This is a genomic window from Hymenobacter coalescens (genome assembly GCF_054783195.1).
Map to the genome: position 1 here is coordinate 417,689 of NZ_BAAGRA010000016.1, position 18,440 is coordinate 436,128.

Sequence of the window (18,440 nt, forward strand, 5' to 3'; positions counted from 1 at the left end):
GGCTTGCTTAGGCACGCTGCACCGGCCGGTGCGCGGGCTGCCGCAGCAGGTACAGCAGCGCCGCCAGCACCGCGGCGGCGCTCAGCGCGTGTACCAGCGGCAAGCGGGCGGGCTCGTTGGCGTAGAGCCAGCCGGCCAGCAGCGCCCCCAGCCCGATACCGATTTCCAGCGCGATGTACATGGTGCTGACGGCCCGCCCGCGCCGCTCGGGGTGGCTCAGGTCGATGGTCCAAGCGTAGAGCGTGGGCGAGTTCAGCCCCGAGCCCAGCCCGAACAGCACCGCCCCGGCCAGAAACAGCCAGGGTCCCTGGGCAAAAGTGAGCACCACCAAGGCCAGCACCAGCGCCACGGAGGAGATGCGCAGCACGGGCACGCGGCCGTAGCGGTCGGAGGCGCGGCCCGCCAGCAGACGGATGACCAAGGTGGAAAGCGTGTAACAGGTGAAAAACAGGCCTTTTTGGGCGCCCGTCAAGCCCAGCACGCGGCTCTGGTCGGGCACCACGGTCAGGATGGCGCCGTAGGGAAAGAGGCAGAGCAGCGTCACCAGGGCCGGGGCCAGCACCTGCGGCTCCAGCACTTCATGCCAGTTGATGCGCAGCAGGCTCCACCGAAACCGCTCCCGCTGGGCCACGGGCAGTGTCTCCGTCATGGTGCCCTGCACCAGCACCGAGAGCAGCGCCAGCCCCGACGATACGTAGAACAGCGCGTTCAGGGAGAAGGCGGCCGTCACGTAGGGACCCATCATGGGGCCGACGGCCATGCCCAGCGTGCCGGCCACGCCCAGCAGGCCCATGGCCTCGCCGCGGCGCTCCAGCGGAATGATGTCGGCAATGAAGGCGGCCGTGCCGGTGGGCTTGAAGCCCGTGCTGAAGCCGTGGAGCAGGCGCAGCAGCAGAAAGGAAAAAACCGTGGTGGCCCACACATAGAAGAAGCCGCACACGAAGCATACCAGCGAACCGACCACCATCACCGGAATGCGGCCGACGGTATCGGCCAGCTTGCCGCTGAACGGGCGCGAAATGCCCGCCGTGAGGGTAAACAGCGCGATGATCAGGCCCTTGTACTCGCCCCCGCCGAGGCCGGTCAGGTGGTCCGGCAGCTCCGGAATGAGCAGATTGAAGCTCAAAAAAAACAGGAAGGACGAGAGGCACATCAGCCAGAAACCGGCCGTGTAAACCTTCCCGGGGGAAGCAGGAGTGGACATGGGTAAGCGCTGCGCGGATGGCCCGGCAAAGGTAGCCCGGTATTTCGGAGCCCGCCGCGGCGCCCGGCGCCCCTGCCAAAACGGCGCGGCCCGGCCATTGGCGCGGCGTGTGCGTAAGCCCTGCACCTATGAGCTTCTGGACGAATCTTTTCCAACGCGTATCGGCCAAGCGTCCGCGGCCCGATGGCAAACCCGCCCTGACGGTGCGGGAACGGTTTTCGGCGCTGAAAAACCTGCCCGAATTTCTGCGGCTGATCTGGCAGACCTCGCCCGGCCTGACCCTGGGCAACGTGGCGCTGCGCCTGCTGCGGGCGGCCTTGCCGGTGGCCATGCTCTACGTGGCCCAGCTCATCCTCGACGCGGTGCTGCTGCTCAGCCGACAGCCCGCCGCCGAGAGCAGCCTCGCGCCGGTGCTGGATCTGGTGGCCCTGGAGTTTGGCCTGGCCATCCTCTCCGACGCGCTGGGCCGCGGCGTGGCCCTGCTCGACTCGCTGCTGGGCGACCTGTTCGCCAACCAGACCTCGATTCGCCTGATGCAGCACGCGGCCGAGCTCGACCTGGACCAGTTTGAGGACAGCGCCTTTTACGACAAGCTGGAGCGCGCCCGCCGCCAGACCCTCTCGCGCACCGTGCTCATGGCGCAGGTGCTTTCGCAGGCCCAGGACTTCATCACGATGGCGTTCCTGGCCGTGGGCCTCGCAGCCTTCAACCCCTGGCTGCTTTTGCTGCTGCTGGTAGCGGTGGTGCCGGCTTTCCTGGGCGAGTCGCACTTCAACGAGCGCAGCTACTCGCTGGTGCACGGCTGGACGCCCGAGCGCCGCGAACTGGACTACCTGCGCCAGACCGGCGCCTCCGACGACACGGCCAAGGAGGTCAAAATCTTCGGCCTCTCCGGCTTCCTCATCGACCGGTTTCGGTTGCTCTCCGACCAGTTCTACCAGCAGAATAAGTCGCTTGTGATTCGCCGGGCGGGCTGGGGCACGTTCTTCGCCGGGGTAGGGGCGGCCGGCTACTACGCGGCCTACGTGTACATCATCAGCCAAGCGGCGGGCGGGCAGATCAGCATCGGCCAGCTCACCTTCCTGGCCGGCTCTTTCGCCCGGATGCGCGGCCTGCTGGAAGGCATCCTGAGCCGCTTCAGCTCGGTGGCCGAGGGCGCGCTGTACCTGCAGGACTTCTTCGACTTCTTTCACCTGCAGCCCCGCATCCGCCGGCCCGAAGAGGGCCAGGCCGTGCGGCCGTTTCCGCGGCCCATCCGCCAAGGGTTTACATTCGACAACGTGGGCTTTAAGTACCGCAATGCGCAGAAATGGGCGTTGCGCCACCTGAGCTTTGAGCTGCGCGCCGGCGAAAAGCTGGCGCTGGTGGGCGAAAACGGGGCCGGCAAAACCACCCTCGTCAAGCTGCTGGCCCGCCTCTACGACCCCTCGGAGGGCCGCATCCTGCTCGACGGCCACGACCTGCGCGAGTACGACCCGGCCGAGCTGCGCCAGGAAATCGGGGTCATTTTCCAGGACTTCGTGCGCTTTCAGCTGCCCGCCGGGCAGAACCTGGCCGTGGGCCGCATCGAGGAGAAAAACAACCAGCCGCGCATCGAGCAGGCCGCCCAGCAGAGCCTGGCCGACTCCGTCATTGCCAAGCTCCCGCAGGGCTACGAGCAGATGATCGGGCGGCGCTTCAACGGCGGCGTGGACCTTTCCGGCGGCGAGTGGCAGAAGATTGCGCTGGGCCGCGCCTATATGCGCGACGCGCAGCTGCTCATTCTCGACGAGCCCACCGCCGCCCTCGACGCCCGCGCCGAGTACGAGGTGTTTCAGCGCTTCAAGGACCTGACCCTGGGCAAAACGGCCGTGCTCATCTCGCACCGCTTCAGCACTGTGCGCATGGCCGACCGCATCCTGGTCATCGAGCACGGGCAGTTCGTCGAAATCGGGAGCCACGAGGAGCTGCTGGCCCGGGGCGGGCGCTACGCCGAGCTGTTTCGGCTGCAAGCCGCCGGCTACCAATAATATCCTGAGCGGATGCAACGCCGTGAGCCGAAACGGGCATCCACTGGTAAGTCAACCGTTGTTATCCGCCATGTTTACCCGATCCGCGCTTAAAATTAGCCTGCTGGCCGCCCTGCTGGGTTTCACTCTGCCGGCCTGTGAGCTGCTGTTTGGCGACCAGAAATACTACTGCGGCGGCGGCCACCGCTACGTCGACGTGGAAGGCGTGGAGCTGAAAGCCTACCGGGAACCATTGGGCACCAGCTCTATGGTCCTGGAAACCGGGCAGAGCATCGAGGCCAGCCGCCTGCTGCTGACCATAAACCTGCGGGAACGGCGCTACGGGGCCGCGCCGGCCCGGGGCGGGTTTGTGGCCTGGGCCGACTGCATCCAGCCGGAATACACCGAGCAGGTGGACTCGGTGAGCATCCGCAGCCGCTACGCTTACGATGCCCGGCACCCGGCCGGCACGCCCCTCAACGACATCGTGCAGCTACTGCCCCATACCGGCACTGGCACGCCCGTCACGCTGTTGAGCCAGCTTCAAGGCACCCCGTCCAGCCCCGAGGGCATGAGCGGGCTGCGCTGCAAGCTGACGGTGCCGCCCGCGCAGGCCGGGCCGCAGCAGTTCCGCCTGCGCTACCACCTGACCAACGGGGAAGTGTACGAGGCCGAAACCCCGGTGCTGGCGGTGCAGCCCTGAACAAGGTAACTCATCCGGCCTGCGACACCTGATTCCTCGCGACTCCATCAACTACCCTTAATCATGCGAAAATGGCTTTTGCTCAGCGGCATAGTGGTCGGCCTGCCGGCCTGCGACCTGCTGACCGGCGAGAAATGCGGCCGGGGCGACGCCCTGCCTTACTTTGACGTGGAAGGCACCGACCTGGTGGCTACCAGCGCAGGGCGCGTCGTGGGGGCCGGCGAATCGGTGCGCACCGCCGACCTTCGCCTGCTTTTTACCCTGCAGAAGCGCTTCTACGCGTCAGCCGGCCTGGTGCCGGCCGCGGTGGCCTGCAGCCCGGCAGAGCCCGGCTACAAAGGCACTACGGAAGCCTTGGACTCGCTGACCGTCACCAGCCGCTACGACTACGACGCGCAGCACCCGGCCGGCACCCCGCTCAACGACCTACTGCTAACGAGCCCGGTGGGCGGTACGCGCCTGGCCAACTTACCGCTCAACGATTGGTCTTTGCAGTTGGCGCACGGGCCGGCGCAGCCCTCCACGCAACACTTTGTATGGCGCCTGCGCCTACGCAATGGCGAAGTGTACACGGCCGAATCGGTGCCGATGCACCTGATACCCTGAGGATTCCAGCGGTGACTAAGAAAATCTACAGGTTCTTGCAACCTGCGAGGTTAATTTAGGATCATGGGGGGTAGAGGCGTCAGCCACGGGGTGTTGCCCGCAGCCCGGCCGCCGCTTATGCGCTACTATCCTTACCCACCGTGAAGCCGTTTTTTATCCCCGCCAGCCTGCTGCTGGCCGTGCTCCTGGGCACGGGCTGCCAGCATGATCCGGCCACTGCCCGCAAGGGCGGTGGCGCCTATATTTCCACGGTAGGTTACGCACCGGCCGCCGTCGATGAGCACGAACGCATTGCCGCCCACCTCGAATACGCCGAGGACGTGCTGCGCCACAAAGGCACCCGCCGCCTGCCCAGCCATCTGCGCCGCCGCCGCTACCAAACCTTGAAACTGCTGCACACTTACCGCACCGCCGGCCGGTTTCCGAAGCACGAGGCCCGGCCGGCTGGCAGCCGCCCCAGCCTGCTCGACGAAAGCGGCCGCGCCGGGGCCCTGGCTTACCTCATGGAGCAAACCGGCGGGCGCGAGCTGGTGCAGGACCTTGACCGCCGCTACCGCCACGAACGCATCGAAACCATCCGCCACCCGGAGCTGCAGCACTGGGTACGCATGTCGGGGCTGACCATCGAGGAGTGCGCCCTGCTGCAGAGCGCCAACTAGCGCCCGGCAGCGAACGGAGCGTTGCGGACGCGAATCAGCTCAGCCGCGATGCTGACCGCAATTTCTTCGGGGGTGCGGCTGTGAATGGGCAGGCCGATGGGCGCGTGCACATGGGCTAGCTGATCGGTGCCGTAGCCCTCCTCGCACAGCTCGCGGCGCAGCGCCGCTATTTTGGCTTCGCTGCCCATTACGCCCAGGTAAGCCAAGCGGTGCGTCAGCAGCTGCCGCAGCGCCACCGCATCGGTGCGGTAGCCGAAGGTCATGATGACCACGTACTGGTGCGGGCCTTCGGCAATTTCCTGGGCCAGCCGGCCGTAGTCCACGGTGCGCTTCTCGTGGGCGTACGGGTTGAGCTGCAAGGTGTTCAGGTTGGCCCGATCATCCAGAACGGTGAGGCGGAAGTCCAGCGTCGCCGCTATCCGCGACAGCGCCAGGGCCACATGCCCGCCCCCCACAACGATGAGCTGGTCGCGGAAGCCCAGCATTTCGGTGTATCGCCAGCCTTCATCGTCTGAGTGGTAACCCAGGGCCGGGGGCGGCAACGAGGTGTCGACGCGCAGCTCGCCGGAGGCGGTGAGCTGCAACCAGGCGGGACTGTCGAGCTGTAAGGCCTGGGCTACGAGGCGCAGGGCGGGCAGGTGAGCCTCGGCATTCAGCGGCAGCAGCACCAGGGTTTGCTGGCCCGAGCAGATCATGCCCGAGCGGTTGTGGGCGGCTTCGCCCCGGTGAATCTGCTCCCGGATCAGCACCTGCGTCTGGCCTTCGTGCATGCGGCTGCGGGCCAGCTCCACAAACTTGTGCTCCATGATACCGCCGCCGACGGACCCGGCCATGCTGCCCGGGGCCACGCTCATCTTGAAGCCCTGCCGCCCCGGGCTCGACCCGCTGCTGCTCACTACCAGCAGCAGGGTAGCAGGAATGCCGGCCCGCAGACACGCAATGGCGTGCTGCCATACCAGCAAATCGCGTGGAACGGGGGGAGAGGCGCTAAGAAGGTCCAAGGTGGTGGGTGAATCCACCTGCAAGAAAGCATTTTATGGTCGTAAAATAGGATGTCTGGCTTGAGTAGTAGTGCGGTACGGCTCAAATCGGCGGCGAGCCATGCAACCGCTGGCTGCGGCTGCGGGCTCTTCCAGCAGTAGGTGCCCCGTCGACTGTGGCCTACAGCTCTTTTTCATCCCTTCTTACAAGCATTCTATATGCGCACTTCACTACGCCCCGCGGCCCTGGCGCTGCTGTTGCTTGGCCTGGGCTGGCTGTTCTGGCCCGCCGAAGCCACGCGTACCAGGTCCGCTGATCGGATCAACCCCGTGCTGGGCAATGCAAGCTTCCACACCCGCTACGGGCACGAGCCGCGCGCCACCGACAACGAGCAGACGCGCATCGCTACCCACCTGGCGTACGTGGAAGAGCTGCTGCGCGCCCGCGACGTGCGCCAGATGACCCAGGCGCAGCGGCAGCGCCGCGCCCGGTTGCTCGACCATCTGCACCGCTACCGTACGGCCGGCGTGTTTCCGCGCAACGAAGCGTACCCCAACGAGCGGCGTCCCTGCTTTATCGACAATGCCGGCCGCATCTGCGCGGTAGGGTACCTGGTGGAGCAATCGGCCGGCCGGGCTCTGGCCGAGCGCATAAACGCCGCGCACCAGTACGACTACATCCAAGACATGCGCACGCCCGCGCTGCTGGCCTGGGTGGGGCAGTCGGGACTCACGCTGGAGGAGTGCGCCATGATTCAGCCGACGTACAACTGGCCCAACCCGCCCACCGAAAACTATGTATCGGGTGGCTACGGGGCGGCTACGGCCGCGTGGAGCGGGCTGAACGCGCCGCTGGCGGTGCTCAACGCCGGCCGGGCGCTCAAGGCCATTCCCGGCAAGGGGCTGGCCATTGCCGGGCTGGCCTCGGGCCTGGGCCAGGCCGCGCTGGGCACCATCGTCCTAATCGACGACGAGTCGCGGGCCTACGGCGGGCACAGCTACAACGAAACCAAGAAGGCGGTGTCGTTTCTCAACATCGGGCTGGGCACGGCCACGGCTGCGCTCGGGGCCTGGAATCTGCTGGCTCCCAAAGCCCCGGCCCCGCGCACTACCCTGGGCGTAAACAGCTACTCATCCCCGGCCGAGCCCTCGGGTGGGGTGCTAACGCTTACCCGCCGGTTTTAGCGGGGCGCAAGGCATGGGCTGATCAACATACAAGCCCCGTTCGGTAGCTGCTGCCGAACGGGGCTTGTGCGTTAGATGAATCCAGTCGCCAGAGCGTGTGGGCAAGGAGAAAACCAGAACGTCCTGCTAAGCTGGTAGGCGCCGGCTCAGCAGGACGTTCACATTTCACCCAGCAGCGGCTGGTTCCTTAGCTGGCGGCCGCGGCGGAGGCCGGAGCCAGCGGGGCCGCCACTGCCTCGGCCGGCCCGTGCAGGGCCATCAGCACCTTTTCGGGGGTGATGGGGGCGGAGAAGGCCGGGCGCACATCCGGGCGGAAGGCGCGTACCGCATTGCGGATGGCGAAGTAGCCGCCCAGCCCGTACATCAGCGGCGGCTCGCCCACGGCCTTAGCCCGCAGGATGGCGTTGGGGTGGCCGGGCGTTTCCAAGAACTCCACGTCGAGCACCGGGGGCACGCTGTACAGGTCGGGTACTTTGTAGGTGCTCAGGGCATTGCTGAGCAGGCGGCCATCCGCGTTGTAAATCAGCTCCTCCATCGTCATCCAGCCCAGGCCCTGCACCAGCCCGCCCTCAATCTGGCCGCGGTCAATGCCGGGCGTGAAACTCTGGCCGAAGTCGTGCACGAGGCGCACCGCGTCCACCGCGTAGGTGCCCCGCACGGCGTCGACGGTGGCCTGCACCACGGCCGTGCCGTACACGTGGTAGGCAAAGGGGTGGCCCTTTTCCTGGGCCGGGTCAAACCACAGGTCGGGCGTGGCGTAGTGGGCGTTTTCCGTCAGGCTCACCCGCTTCCAGTACGCCGACGACACCAGCTTTTCCCAGTCCGAGTCGGCGGGGCGGCCGGCATCTAGCACCTGCTCGTCGCGGATTTCCAGGCCCTCGTAGTTCATCTTCAGCTCGTCGGCGGCGTGGCGCAGCAGGCGGGCCCGCAGCGCGCGGCAGGCCATTTCCACCGCCTTGCCGTTGAGGTCGGCCGTGGCCGAGGCGGCCGAGGGCGAGGTGTTGGCCACGCGGGTGGTGTTGGTGGTTTCGAGGCGCACCCGGCCGGGGCTGACGCCCAGCGTGCGGGCGGCCACCTGAATCATCTTGGTGTTGACGCCCTGGCCCATTTCTACGGCCCCTGTGCTTACGCCCACCGAGCCGTCGGTGTAGATGTGCACCAGCGCGCGGGCCTGATTCATGGCCGTTTTGGTAAAGGAAATGCCGAAGCAGATGGGCATCACCGCCAGCCCGCGCTTCCGGTCGTGGTGCTGCTGGTTGAAGCGGTCCACCTCGGCCTGCCACTTTTCCAGCTCAAATTGCCGGTCGGCGGTCTGCCAGCTCAGCGTAGCGTTGCAGTCCTCCACCCGCTGCCCGTAGGGAAACACCTGCCCGTCCTGCAACAGGTTGCGGCGCTGAATCTCGTAGGCCGGCACGCCCAGCTGCTCAGCCGCCTGCGCAATGGCCGATTCGATGACAAACATGCCTTGCGGCCCGCCAAAGCCCCGGAAAGCGGTGTTGGGCGGCAGGTGGGTGCGGCAGCTGTAGGCCGTGGCCCGCACGTTCGGAATGAAGTAGGTATTGCAGGCGTGAAACAGGGTGCGTTCCAGTACAGCCGGCGAAAGGTCGGCCGCGGCGCCGGCGTTCTGGTAGAAAGTCACCTCGTAGGCCAGCAGCTTCAGGTCGGCCGAGAGGCCCAGCCGGAAGTCGGAGGAGTAGGGGTGGCGTTTGCCGGTCATGCGCAGGTCGTCATGGCGGGGCAGCACCAGCTTCACGGGCTTGCGGAGCACGTAGGCGGCCAGCGCGGCCAGCGCGCCCCAGGTCGTGGCCTGGTCTTCTTTGCCGCCGAAGCCGCCGCCAAGGCGCACCACGTCCACCTCCACCTTGTGCATGCCCGTGCCCAGCACCCGCGCCGTATGGCGCTGCACGGCCGTGGGACCCTGCGTGGAGGAGTGCACCCGTACCCCGCCGCCGTCGGTGGGGTAAGCGTAAGCGCCCTGCGTTTCGATGTAGAGGTGCTCCTGCCCGCCGCTTTCCGCCGTGCCCTCGATGACGTGGGCGCAATCGGCCCAGGCGGCGGCCGGGTCGCCGAGGCGGAAGGTGCGCGGCGGCACGATCAGCTCGCCCTGGGCCTGGGCGACCCGCGGGTCGGTGATGACCGGCAGCGGTGTGATGTCGGCCTCGATGAGCCGAACGGCTGCCCGGGCCTGGGCCTCGGTGTCGGCCAGCACCAGCGCCACCGGCTGGCCCTGGAAATGCACGTGGCCCTCCGCCAGCAGCGGCTCGTCGGGCACGATGCCCCCGATCTGGTTGTCGCCGGGAATGTCCTGGGCGGTGAGGATGCGCACTACGCCGGGGGCGCGGCGGGCGGCGTCGAGGCGCAGCCCGTTGAGGACGCCGTGGGCCAACGGCGAGCCAAACACGGCCGCGTGCAGCGTGCCGCGCTGCACCGGAATGTCGTCGAGGTATTGGGATTCGCCGCGCACGTGGCCGGCAGCGTCGAGGTTGTGCATAGTCAAGGCGTTTTCGTTGTTCGTTTTTCGGCCGGAAGCGCGGGGCCTTACTGCACAAGACGCAGCGGGGCGGGCACAACTCACCGCAACCGAAAGCCGCCAGGTCACCAGGGGCCAGTAGCGGCGAAAAACAAACAACGAGCGACGAAAAACGAAGATTAAATCAGCTCGGCCAGCGTCAGCTGCTCGGGGAAGTGCTCCAGGAAGTGCGCGTACAGCAGCTGCCGCAGCAGCAGGCGTTTGTACTCGGCCGTGCCCCGGGCGTCGCTGATGGGGCTGATTTCCGCCTGCGCCCGCTCTCCCGCCGCCCGCAGCGTGGCCGCGCTCAGTGGCTGGCCGGCCAGCCACTCGGAGGTGTGGTGCAGGTACAGCGGCGTAGGCCCTACGCCCCCGGCCGACAGGTGCGCTTCCTGGATGACGCCGCCAGTCACGCGCAAACGAGCGGCGCTGTTGACGCTGGCAATGTCCAGGTGCGTGCGTTTGCTGACTTTCTCGAAGTTGAACACCTCGCCCTCCGCCGGCGGCCGGAAGCTGATTTCGGTTAGCTGCTCGTCGGGCTGGCGGTTAAGCTGCTTGTAGCCGCGGTACAGCTCGCGCAGGGGCAGCTGGCGCGTGCGGCCGGCCGCGTCCTGCAGGGTCAGCGCGGCGTCGAGGGCGAGAAAGAAGATGGTCAGGTCGCCGATGGGGGAGGCGTTGACGAAGTTGCCGGCCACGGTGGCCATGTTGCGGATGGGCGTGCTCGATACCAGCTTCAGGTGCTGTCGCAGCCGCGGAAAGCGGGCCTGCAGCAAAGCCGAGCCGCGCAAATCTTCCACGGTGGTAGCGCCGCCCAGGCTCAGGCGGCCATCGGGCAGCTCGCGGATAAAGCAGCACTCCTGGTGGCCGTAGAGCAGCTGCACCTCGGCGGCCAGCACGTCGTCGGCGCGCTGCACCAGCAGGTCGGTGCCTCCGCCGAGCAGGTACGCCGCCGAAGCGCCTTCGCCCGGCGCGGGCAGTTGCCCGCCGGTGCGGGCCGCCACGTCGGCCACCGTATCAGCCCGCAGCTCGGCCAGGCGGGCCGGCACCTCGGCGAAGTAGGCCGGCACGAAGCCCTGCGCCACGAGCCAGGCCAGGCGTTCCGGGGCCGCGTCGCGCGCCAGCAGCTGAGCGGTGAGGCGGTCGGCGGCCCGCTCCAGCGACTTGTAGCCCGTGCAGCGGCAGATGTTGCCGTCGATACTGGCGCGGGTGGCCTCCGCGGCGGCCGCGCCGCCCAGGCAGTGCCCGGTCAGCGACATCACGAAGCCCGGGGTGCAGAAGCCGCACTGCGTGCCACCTTCGGCCACGATGGCCTGCTGCACCGGCGTGAGGCCGCCGGCCGGCTGGCCGATGCCCTCCACCGTGACGATGTGCCGGCCGTGGGCGTTGCCCAGCGGCGTGAGGCAGCTGGTCATGGACTGGTAGCGCACCGTGCCGTCATGGGGCTGCAACTCGCCCACCAGCACGGTGCAGGCGCCGCAGTCGCCCTCGCGGCAGCCGATCTTGGTGCCGGTCAGGTGCTGGTGGTAGCGAACGTAGTCGAGCAGGGTGCTGCCGGCCCGGTGGTCGGGGCGCACGAGCTGGTCGTTGAGGTAAAACTGGAGCATGGCTGAAGCGCCGCCAAAGGGCGGACAAGCAAGATAGCAAATCCGGCTGCCGGGAGCCGGGGCGGCAGGTTAAACTTTGAGAATCAACGGCTATATTTTTTCCGTACGTAGAAATATGAGTAACTTCTAATTCTTTCAAACGCCTTTTGCCCGCGCTTTGCTTATGAAACCCACCGCTACGGCTGCCACTGCTTTTTTAGCTCTGCTGCTTAGCAGCTGCTTCACCGCCCGCGAGGGGCGCATCGAGTCCGATTACAGCTACGCCGGCAACTTTCGTCACTACCGCACCTTCGCCTTTCTGCAGGGTGTGGAAGCCGGCGCGCCGGCCGATAGCGGGGCCGTGCTCGACGAAACCGTACGCGACGCCATCCAGACGCACCTGCGTGCCCAGGGCTACCGCCTGAACGCGCGCCGCCCCGACCTGCTGATTTCGTACCGCGTGTTCGACGGCGCCATGCGCTTCACCGGCTACAACCAACCCGAACTCACCCAGTGGATGCGCAAAGAAGAGGTGGAAAGCGACGAAACGCCCGCTGACGAGCGGCAGGGCTACGACCGCGTGCGCTACCTGCTCAACGATGGTACGTTGCTCATTACCCTCATCGACCACAAAAACGGCCGCGCGGTGTGGCAGGGCTACGCCTCTAACGTCACGGCCCGGCAGGGCGCGCAGGCATCTATCGTGATGCGCCGGGCCGTGCGCTCGATCTTCGACCGCTACCGGGTGCTGTCGGAGGACTACCAGCAGGAAGCCCCGATGCGCTGAGCCGGTACCAGAAGACAAGGGGAGTAATAGACGCACAACGCCCTTCCAGGTTTGGAAGGGCGTTGTGCGTAAAGGACGGATCTGGCGGGTGCTTAGCGGTTTTTGCCGGCCGGAATGCGGAACTGCAAACCCAGCGTGGGAATAAACGTGACGCCCTTAAGCTTGGTCTGCTTGTTGTTTAGCAGCTCGTAGGTGCCGAAATTCTGGTAGTAAATAGCCAGCGCAGGCAGCACGTAAGCATAGCGGTAGCCCAGCTTCATGTTGACGAAGGCGCCGAGCGCCCCGAAGTCGCGGCGGGCCACCAGGTTCGGAATCCGGTCGGTGACGCGGTTCGAGCCCGGGATGTAATTGAAGAGCTTGCCCGGCTCGAAGCCGTACTTCAGGAAGGTGTGGCTGTACACCACCCCGTATGACACGTTGCCGATCTGCTCCTCGGGGCCGAAGGAATGGCTGAAGACGACGGGCACCAGCAGGTCCATGCGGCGCGCCGAAAAGCCCAGAATCCTTTCCGTGTCTTCGAGGAATGGAATGCTGGGCAGCTTGGCATTCTGGGTCGAAAACTGCAGGCCCACGCTGCCGTAGGCGGCGCCGGGCTGGCCCTCGGGCTTTTCGGGCGTGCCCAGCGGCCCCATAAACTGGTACATCGCGTCGAAGCTGTGGGCGCCGAACGAGTATTTGTAGCCCACATCCACGCGGCGGAGCAGGCCGTAGCGCACGTAGAGGTCGGAGGTGGCGACGGTGGGGTCGAGCACGTAGGCCAGCGTGGCAGCCTGAATCTTATCGAAGCCCTCTTCGTAGCGAATCGTGTCGCGGGCCAGGGCCTGCTTGGCCAGGTCCTTGGCCGCGCCGGTGATTTTGCCGATGGACGCCGTGCCGACGTTGAAGCCTATGTTGCCGCCAACCTTGAACTGGCCCTGCGGCGTAACCTTGCCGGAAGAAATAATGGAGCGCGGTGCCGTGCACGCACCGGCGGCTAACAGCAGCGCGAGCGGCAGCAGGCGCAGCGAAGAAAAGGACTGCATAAAGGGGGGCTGGAGAGCAAGGAGGAGGAAATAATCCGCCAATATCCAAAAAACGGGCCGGTGTTGCACGACTGTTGGCGCGCGGGTACGTTTTCGGCACCTTTGCGGCCGTATGCTCACCGTTTTGCTTGTCTGGCTGCTGGCTGCCGCCGTCACTACCGCGCTCGGCACGGCGGCCTTTCGGCTGGCGGCCCGCGCGGGCGTAGCCGGCGCCGAGCAACTGCCGGCCCCCGAGTGGCTGAGCCTGACGGGCCTGGCCCTGCTCACGGCCGCGCTGCAGGGCTGGTCGTTGCTGGCACCGGTGGGGCCCCTGGCGCAGGGCGTAGCCGGGCTGGGGGTATTGGCCTGCCTGCTGCTGAACCGGCGCCGCTGGCTGGCGGCACTGCGCCGGGAGTGGCCCGCCCGCTGGCAGCCGGCCGAACGCGTGGGCGCGCTGCTGCTGCTGCTGCTGTTGGGCTGGCTGCTCACCTTCGCCGCCCAGCGGCCCATCAACTACGACGTGGGCCTCTACCAGCTGCAAACGCTGCAGTGGACGGAGCGCTACGCGGCCGTGCCGGGCTTGGGTAATCTGCACGGGCGCTTGGCCTTCAACTCCAGCATCTACCTGCCGCTGGCGATGTTTCGGGTGCCTTCGCCCGATGGCCCGGTGTACGCCCTCAGCGCCTACGTGTACCTGCTGCTGGCCGCGGTGGCGGTGCGGGCCCTCGTGGCGGGCCTGCGCGCCCCGCTGCTCGATGCCCGCCGGGTGTGGGCGCCGGCTTTGCTGCTGCTGCTGCTGATTTACTCGTTTCAGGTCTGGCTTTCGTCGGTGACGCCCGACTGCACCACGGCCGCGCTGCTGGTGCTGCTGTTTCTCTACTATGCGCAGCACCCGCCGGGCCGCAGCACCGAAGCCCAGCGACTGGTGCTGGTGCTGCTGGCGGCCTGGGCCGTCACGCTGAAGCTGTCGGCCGCGCCGGTGCTGGTGCTGCCGGCCTACGCGCTGTGGGCAGCCGGACGCGGGGCGGCCAGCCCGCTACGGCACTGGCTGCTGCCGCTGGGCCTAAGCCTGCTGCTGGCCCTGCCCTGGCTGGCGCGCAACGTGGTGCTGTCGGGCTACCTGATTTACCCGCTGCCGGCGCTGGATTTCTTCGCCGTCGATTGGAAGCTGCCGCTGGCCTACGCCCGCATGGAGCACAACATGATTGTGAACCTGGCCCGCAACTCCGCCCAAAGCCCGTACGCGGTGCCGAATCAGACGCTGTGGGAATGGTGGCCTAACTGGTGGGCGCCCATGATCGGCTTTCCCGGGGCCGTGGTGGTGGCTGGGCTGGCCTCGCCGCTGGTGGCCGCGTGGCGCTGGCGCCGGGCCCGCACTGCCGAAGAAGCCGGCTGGGCCGGCGGCTGGTTGGTGGCTTGGCTGGGCAGCGTGTTCTGGTTTGTGGCCGCCCCTGATTACCGCTTTGGAGCCGGTTTTCTGCTGGTGGCGGCGCTGTGGCCCTGGCTGGGGCCGCGCTGGCCCGGCCCCAGCCAGGCGGGGCGGCTGCGCTACGTGCCGGCCGTGCTGCTGCTGCTCTGGGTGCTCCACAACCTGCGCGACCCGCTCTACCAGCTGCGCCAGGCGCCGGCGCCGTTTGCCCGCCGCATGCTCTGGCCCGAGCCGCCGCCACGGCCCGCTACGGTGGCTGTGCCGGTCGCGCCGGGCCTCTGGGTGCGCGTGCCCCGGGAGGGCTTCCAGTGCTGGGGCGCTCCACTGCCCTGCGCGCACTGCACCGAAGCCGGCCTGCGCCTGCGCGGCCGCACCCTGGCCGAGGGGTTTCGGCGCACGGAGTAGGGGGGAGGCGGCTTGGTCCGCTGTGCCATTGCAAGGGCGAAGCAATGGCTGCGGGCGGGGCCGCGGCTTCCGCCCGACAGTTCGTTACTTGCCAGCCCATACTTCCCCAACTGCCCCGCATGAATATCCTGTACGGCGTCCCCGGTGAGGGACTCGGCCACGCCACCCGCAGCAAAGTCATCATCCGCCACCTGCTGGAGCAGGGCCACGAGGTGCAGGTGGTCAGCAGCAGCCGGGCCTACAAGCTGCTGGCCGATAACTTCCCCGGCCGGGTGCGCGAAATCCGGGGCTTCCACCTGGCCTACAAGGAACTAGCGGTGTCGAAAAGCCGCACGGCCGGCTTTACGCTGCGCTCGGCGCCGGCCAGCCTGCAGCTGAACTTTCAGCGCTACCGCGACCTGCTGACGGACTGCTGCCGCTTCGATCTGGTCATTTCCGACTTCGAGTCGTTCAGCTACTTTTTCGCCAAGACGCAGCGCCTGCCCGTGGTCAGCATCGACAACATGCAGGTCATCAGCCGCACCCAGCTCGACGTGGCTATTCCGCGCGAGGAACGCGGCAACTTCGAGCTGGCCCGCGGCATCGTGCGGGCCAAGCTGCCCCGGTCGCGGCACTACCTCGTCACCACGTTCTTTCGCCCGCCCGTCGCCAAGCCCGACACGACGCTGGTGCCGCCCATCATCCGGCCCGAAATCGTGGCCCAGCGCCCCACGCGCGGCCAGCACGTGCTGGTGTACCAGTCGAGCACCAACCAGCGCGACCTGGTGCCGCTGCTGCAGCAGCTTGCCGGGCAGGAGTTTCGCGTGTTCGGCTTCAACCGCGACGAAGCGCACGGCAACGTGCTGCTGCGCCCGTTTTCCGAGGCCGGCTTCATCGCGGACCTGGCCTCGGCCCGCGCCGTGGTCACCAACGGCGGCTTCTCGCTGATTTCCGAGGCCGTGTACCTGCACAAGCCCGTCTGCGCCATTCCCATTCCGGCCCAGTTCGAGCAGTGGCTCAACGCGGCCGAAGTGGAGAAGCTGGGCTACGGCCGCCACTTTCCGGCACTGACGGCGGATAACCTGAAGGCGTTTCTGTACGATCTGACGCCGTTTGAGCAGGCGCTGAGCCAGTACCAGCAGCAGGGCAACGAGGAACTGTTTCGGCAGTTGGCTGCGGTGCTCGATACCGTTCAGCCCGTTTCCTGATTCGACCTACTTACGAGCCGAACGCAATGGTTTGAGCAGGATGTGGTCAGCAAGGCGCCGCGCATTCGTCTTGGAGCGAAGTGCCGCAGGCATTGGGCAGCTGTGTGCGCATCCCGCGCGGTTTGCCTAATTTCCGCCACGATGACCCGCTCCCTTCCCGCTCTCGCGGCCCTCGGTTTGCTGCTCGCGGCCTGCTCCACCAGCCGCCCTCCGCAAGCCGCCAATACGCCGCTCAACCAATTCGCCGCCGACAGCACCCTGCGCCGCATAGCCACGGCCCAGGACCAGCGCCAGACCCAGGCGCTGCGGCCCTTCCTGCAGCATCCCAAGGCCCGCTACCGGCAGGCGGCGGCCCTGGCCTTTGCGTCGGTGCAGGACCGCGCCGCGCTGCCCGACCTGCTTGGCGCTCTGTCCGACGCCAACGTGGACGTGCGCACCGCCGCCGCGTTTGCCCTGGGGCAAACCGCCGACAGCCTCGCCGCCGGCCCCCTGGCCAGCCAGATCAATACCGAAACCGACGCCCGCGCCCGCCGCTACGAATGGGAGGCCTTGGGCCGCTGCGTGGGGCGCGAGACGCTGCCGCTGCTGCTGCGCCTGCCCGCCTCGGCCACACCGGCCGATACCCTGCTGAGCATCGGGCAGGCCTGGGGGCTGTACCGTGCCGGCCTGCGCGGGCTCACGTCCGAGGCCGCCGTGCGCCGTGCCGTGAGCCTGCTAAGCCGAACGCAGCCGCTGGGCGCCCGCCTGGCTGCCGCCCACACGCTGGCCCGCACCCCGCGCCTCGACCTGACGGCTTACGAAGCGCCCGTCACTGCGGCGGCCACCACCGACCCGAGCTACGCCGTGCGCGCCGCTGCGACGGCGGCGCTGGGCAAGGTGAAAGCGCCCGGCCTGGCGCCCACGCTAGCCGGCATTCTGCGCCGCGACGCCGACTACCGGGTGCGCGTAGCGGCCCTGCGCGCCATGAACGCGGGCATGTACGTGCCCGTAAAGGAAGCTGCCTGGGCGGCCCTCGATGACGCGCAAGGGCAGGTAGCCGTAACGGCCGCTGAGTTTTTTCTGACCCACGCCACCGGCGAAACCGGCCGGCTATTTCTCGACAAAGCTGCCCGCCTGAACGCTTGGCGCCCGCGCGCGGTGCTGCTGGCCGCGGCCCTGCACCACGCTTCCGGGGCCGAAAAAGAAAGCATCCGCACGGCCATTCAGCAGCGCTACGCCGCCGCTACCGATGCCTACGAGCGGGCCTTTCTGCTCAAGGCCCTGGGCGAAGACCCCGCCGCGTTTGCCTTCGTGGAGCAGGCCACCTTTGCCCCGGGCCAGTCGCCCGTGGTCAGCACCTACGGCATCGAAGCCCTGGTGGCGCTGCGCAGCCGCCCCGACTTCCCGGCCGGTCAACAGCCGCTGTTCGTGCAGACGCTGGAGCGGGCCATCAGTAGCGACGACGTGGCGCTGATCGGTACGGCGGCGGGGGCGCTGAAGGAAGAAAAACTGCAGATGCGCCGCGACTTCCGTAACCTGGCGCTGCTGCGCGCTGCCCAGCAGCGCATCCGCCTGCCCCGCGACGTGGAAGCCTGGCAGGCGCTGCAGCAGGCCCTGGACTACCTCGAAAACAAGGCCGTGCCGACGCCCACGCCCAGCGCAGCGGCGCAGCATCCCATCGACTGGCAGCTGGTCGAAACCATTCCGGCCGGGCAGCGCGTCGCCGTCAGCACCTCGCGCGGGCCGGTGGTGCTGCGCCTGCTGGTGGAAGAAGCGCCCGGCTCGGTGGCCAGCTTTGTGCAGCTCACGCGCCAGGGCTTCTACAATGGCAAGAACTTCCACCGCGTGGTGCCCAACTTCGTGGCCCAGGGCGGCTGCCCCCGCGGCGATGGATGGGGCGGTACCGACTATACCCTGCGCTCCGAGTTTGCTGACCGCGGCTACGGCGCCGGGGCGGTTGGACTAGCTTCGGCCGGCAAGGACACGGAAAGCTGCCAGTGGTTTATCACGCACAGCCCCACGCCCCACCTCGACGGACGCTACACCATCTTCGCGGTGGTGGAAAGCGGCATGGACGTGGTGCACCGCCTCGACATCGGCGACCGGATCGACAAGGTAGAGTTGCTCGGGAACAGCCGCGCCTCCGCCCGATAACGGCAGCCTGGTGGCCGTCGAGCCAATGCGCTCAACGGTTTGTAGGCACTAACGACAGCGGGGCCGCCGAATCACTGATTC

The 18,440-nt window shown here is 67.5% G+C and carries 14 protein-coding genes; 9 read left to right on the forward strand and 5 right to left on the reverse strand.

The genetic code is table 11. The features are described 5' to 3' along the window. Window positions 1-7: 7 nt before the first annotated feature. On the reverse strand, window positions 8-1,330 hold the full coding sequence (locus ACYVKQ_RS13215) for an MFS transporter (RefSeq protein WP_460675814.1): 1,323 nt from the start codon (window positions 1,328-1,330) through the stop codon (window positions 8-10). A 2-nt stretch (window positions 1,331-1,332) separates the two neighbouring features. On the opposite strand from ACYVKQ_RS13215, the gene ACYVKQ_RS13220 reads away from it, so the two are divergent. The 4 genes from ACYVKQ_RS13220 (at window position 1,333) to ACYVKQ_RS13235 (ending at window position 5,160) form a co-directional block, all read left to right on the forward strand. Beyond that, window positions 1,333-3,213: an ABC transporter ATP-binding protein gene (locus ACYVKQ_RS13220; RefSeq protein WP_460675815.1), complete on the forward strand. Its 1,881-nt coding sequence runs from the start codon at window positions 1,333-1,335 to the stop codon at window positions 3,211-3,213. Between the two features lie 70 nt (window positions 3,214-3,283). Next, window positions 3,284-3,895, forward strand: a complete 612-nt coding sequence (locus tag ACYVKQ_RS13225; RefSeq protein WP_460675816.1) for a hypothetical protein — start codon at window positions 3,284-3,286, stop codon at window positions 3,893-3,895. Between the two features lie 63 nt (window positions 3,896-3,958). Then, complete coding sequence (locus ACYVKQ_RS13230) at window positions 3,959-4,501, forward strand: hypothetical protein (protein ID WP_460675817.1); 543 nt, start codon at window positions 3,959-3,961, stop codon at window positions 4,499-4,501. Window positions 4,502-4,641: 140 nt separating this feature from the next. Then, entirely contained in the window at window positions 4,642-5,160 is a 519-nt protein-coding gene (locus ACYVKQ_RS13235) for a hypothetical protein (protein ID WP_460675818.1), read from the forward strand. Here the strand turns inward: ACYVKQ_RS13235 and ACYVKQ_RS13240 are convergent. Then, window positions 5,157-6,122: an XdhC family protein gene (locus tag ACYVKQ_RS13240; RefSeq protein WP_460675819.1), complete on the reverse strand. Its 966-nt coding sequence runs from the start codon at window positions 6,120-6,122 to the stop codon at window positions 5,157-5,159. The two genes, ACYVKQ_RS13235 and ACYVKQ_RS13240, sit on opposite strands and share 4 nt — an antisense overlap. A 237-nt stretch (window positions 6,123-6,359) precedes the next feature. Between ACYVKQ_RS13240 and ACYVKQ_RS13245 the strand changes: the two genes are divergently transcribed. Beyond that, entirely contained in the window at window positions 6,360-7,325 is a 966-nt protein-coding gene (locus tag ACYVKQ_RS13245; RefSeq protein WP_460675820.1) for a hypothetical protein, read from the forward strand. Between the two features lie 187 nt (window positions 7,326-7,512). On the opposite strand, the gene ACYVKQ_RS13250 is transcribed toward ACYVKQ_RS13245, so the two are convergent. Beyond that, a complete protein-coding gene (locus ACYVKQ_RS13250) occupies window positions 7,513-9,816 on the reverse strand; it encodes a xanthine dehydrogenase molybdopterin binding subunit (RefSeq protein ID WP_460675821.1) in 2,304 nt (767 codons plus the stop codon). Between the two features lie 158 nt (window positions 9,817-9,974). Further along, window positions 9,975-11,438: an FAD binding domain-containing protein gene (locus ACYVKQ_RS13255; protein ID WP_460675822.1), complete on the reverse strand. Its 1,464-nt coding sequence runs from the start codon at window positions 11,436-11,438 to the stop codon at window positions 9,975-9,977. Window positions 11,439-11,601: 163 nt separating this feature from the next. Between ACYVKQ_RS13255 and ACYVKQ_RS13260 the strand changes: the two genes are divergently transcribed. Further along, window positions 11,602-12,204, forward strand: a complete 603-nt coding sequence (locus ACYVKQ_RS13260) for a DUF4136 domain-containing protein (protein WP_460675823.1) — start codon at window positions 11,602-11,604, stop codon at window positions 12,202-12,204. Window positions 12,205-12,296: 92 nt separating this feature from the next. On the opposite strand, the gene ACYVKQ_RS13265 is transcribed toward ACYVKQ_RS13260, so the two are convergent. Further along, on the reverse strand, window positions 12,297-13,226 hold the full coding sequence (locus ACYVKQ_RS13265; protein WP_460675824.1) for a hypothetical protein: 930 nt from the start codon (window positions 13,224-13,226) through the stop codon (window positions 12,297-12,299). A gap of 112 nt (window positions 13,227-13,338) precedes the next feature. Here ACYVKQ_RS13265 and ACYVKQ_RS13270 point away from each other — a divergent pair, with 112 nt between their 5' ends. The 3 genes from ACYVKQ_RS13270 to ACYVKQ_RS13280 all read left to right on the forward strand — a co-directional run bounded on the left by ACYVKQ_RS13270 (window position 13,339) and on the right by ACYVKQ_RS13280 (window position 18,359). Beyond that, the gene (locus tag ACYVKQ_RS13270; RefSeq protein WP_460675825.1) at window positions 13,339-15,039 is read left to right on the forward strand and encodes an LIC_10190 family membrane protein; all 1,701 of its coding nucleotides are present in this window, start codon (window positions 13,339-13,341) and stop codon (window positions 15,037-15,039) included. Between the two features lie 119 nt (window positions 15,040-15,158). Then, window positions 15,159-16,226, forward strand: coding sequence for an MJ1255/VC2487 family glycosyltransferase (locus ACYVKQ_RS13275; protein WP_460675826.1), 1,068 nt, complete (start codon window positions 15,159-15,161; stop codon window positions 16,224-16,226). A gap of 141 nt (window positions 16,227-16,367) precedes the next feature. After that, entirely contained in the window at window positions 16,368-18,359 is a 1,992-nt protein-coding gene (locus ACYVKQ_RS13280; protein ID WP_460675827.1) for a peptidylprolyl isomerase, read from the forward strand. Window positions 18,360-18,440: the final 81 nt, after the last annotated feature.

What these genes read in the sequence shown, in the direction of transcription:
- ACYVKQ_RS13220 (WP_460675815.1), top strand. Translation starts at nt 1,333, where the DNA reads ATGAGCTTCTGGACGAATCTTTTCCAACGCGTATCGGCCAAGCGTCCG.
- ACYVKQ_RS13225 (WP_460675816.1), top strand. Translation starts at nt 3,284, where the DNA reads ATGTTTACCCGATCCGCGCTTAAAATTAGCCTGCTGGCCGCCCTGCTG.
- ACYVKQ_RS13230 (WP_460675817.1), top strand. Translation starts at nt 3,959, where the DNA reads ATGCGAAAATGGCTTTTGCTCAGCGGCATAGTGGTCGGCCTGCCGGCC.
- ACYVKQ_RS13245 (WP_460675820.1), top strand. Translation starts at nt 6,360, where the DNA reads ATGCGCACTTCACTACGCCCCGCGGCCCTGGCGCTGCTGTTGCTTGGC.
- ACYVKQ_RS13250 (WP_460675821.1), bottom strand. Translation starts at nt 9,816, where the DNA reads ATGCACAACCTCGACGCTGCCGGCCACGTGCGCGGCGAATCCCAATAC.
- ACYVKQ_RS13255 (WP_460675822.1), bottom strand. Translation starts at nt 11,438, where the DNA reads ATGCTCCAGTTTTACCTCAACGACCAGCTCGTGCGCCCCGACCACCGG.
- ACYVKQ_RS13260 (WP_460675823.1), top strand. Translation starts at nt 11,602, where the DNA reads ATGAAACCCACCGCTACGGCTGCCACTGCTTTTTTAGCTCTGCTGCTT.
- ACYVKQ_RS13265 (WP_460675824.1), bottom strand. Translation starts at nt 13,226, where the DNA reads ATGCAGTCCTTTTCTTCGCTGCGCCTGCTGCCGCTCGCGCTGCTGTTA.
- ACYVKQ_RS13270 (WP_460675825.1), top strand. Translation starts at nt 13,339, where the DNA reads ATGCTCACCGTTTTGCTTGTCTGGCTGCTGGCTGCCGCCGTCACTACC.
- ACYVKQ_RS13275 (WP_460675826.1), top strand. Translation starts at nt 15,159, where the DNA reads ATGAATATCCTGTACGGCGTCCCCGGTGAGGGACTCGGCCACGCCACC.
- ACYVKQ_RS13280 (WP_460675827.1), top strand. Translation starts at nt 16,368, where the DNA reads ATGACCCGCTCCCTTCCCGCTCTCGCGGCCCTCGGTTTGCTGCTCGCG.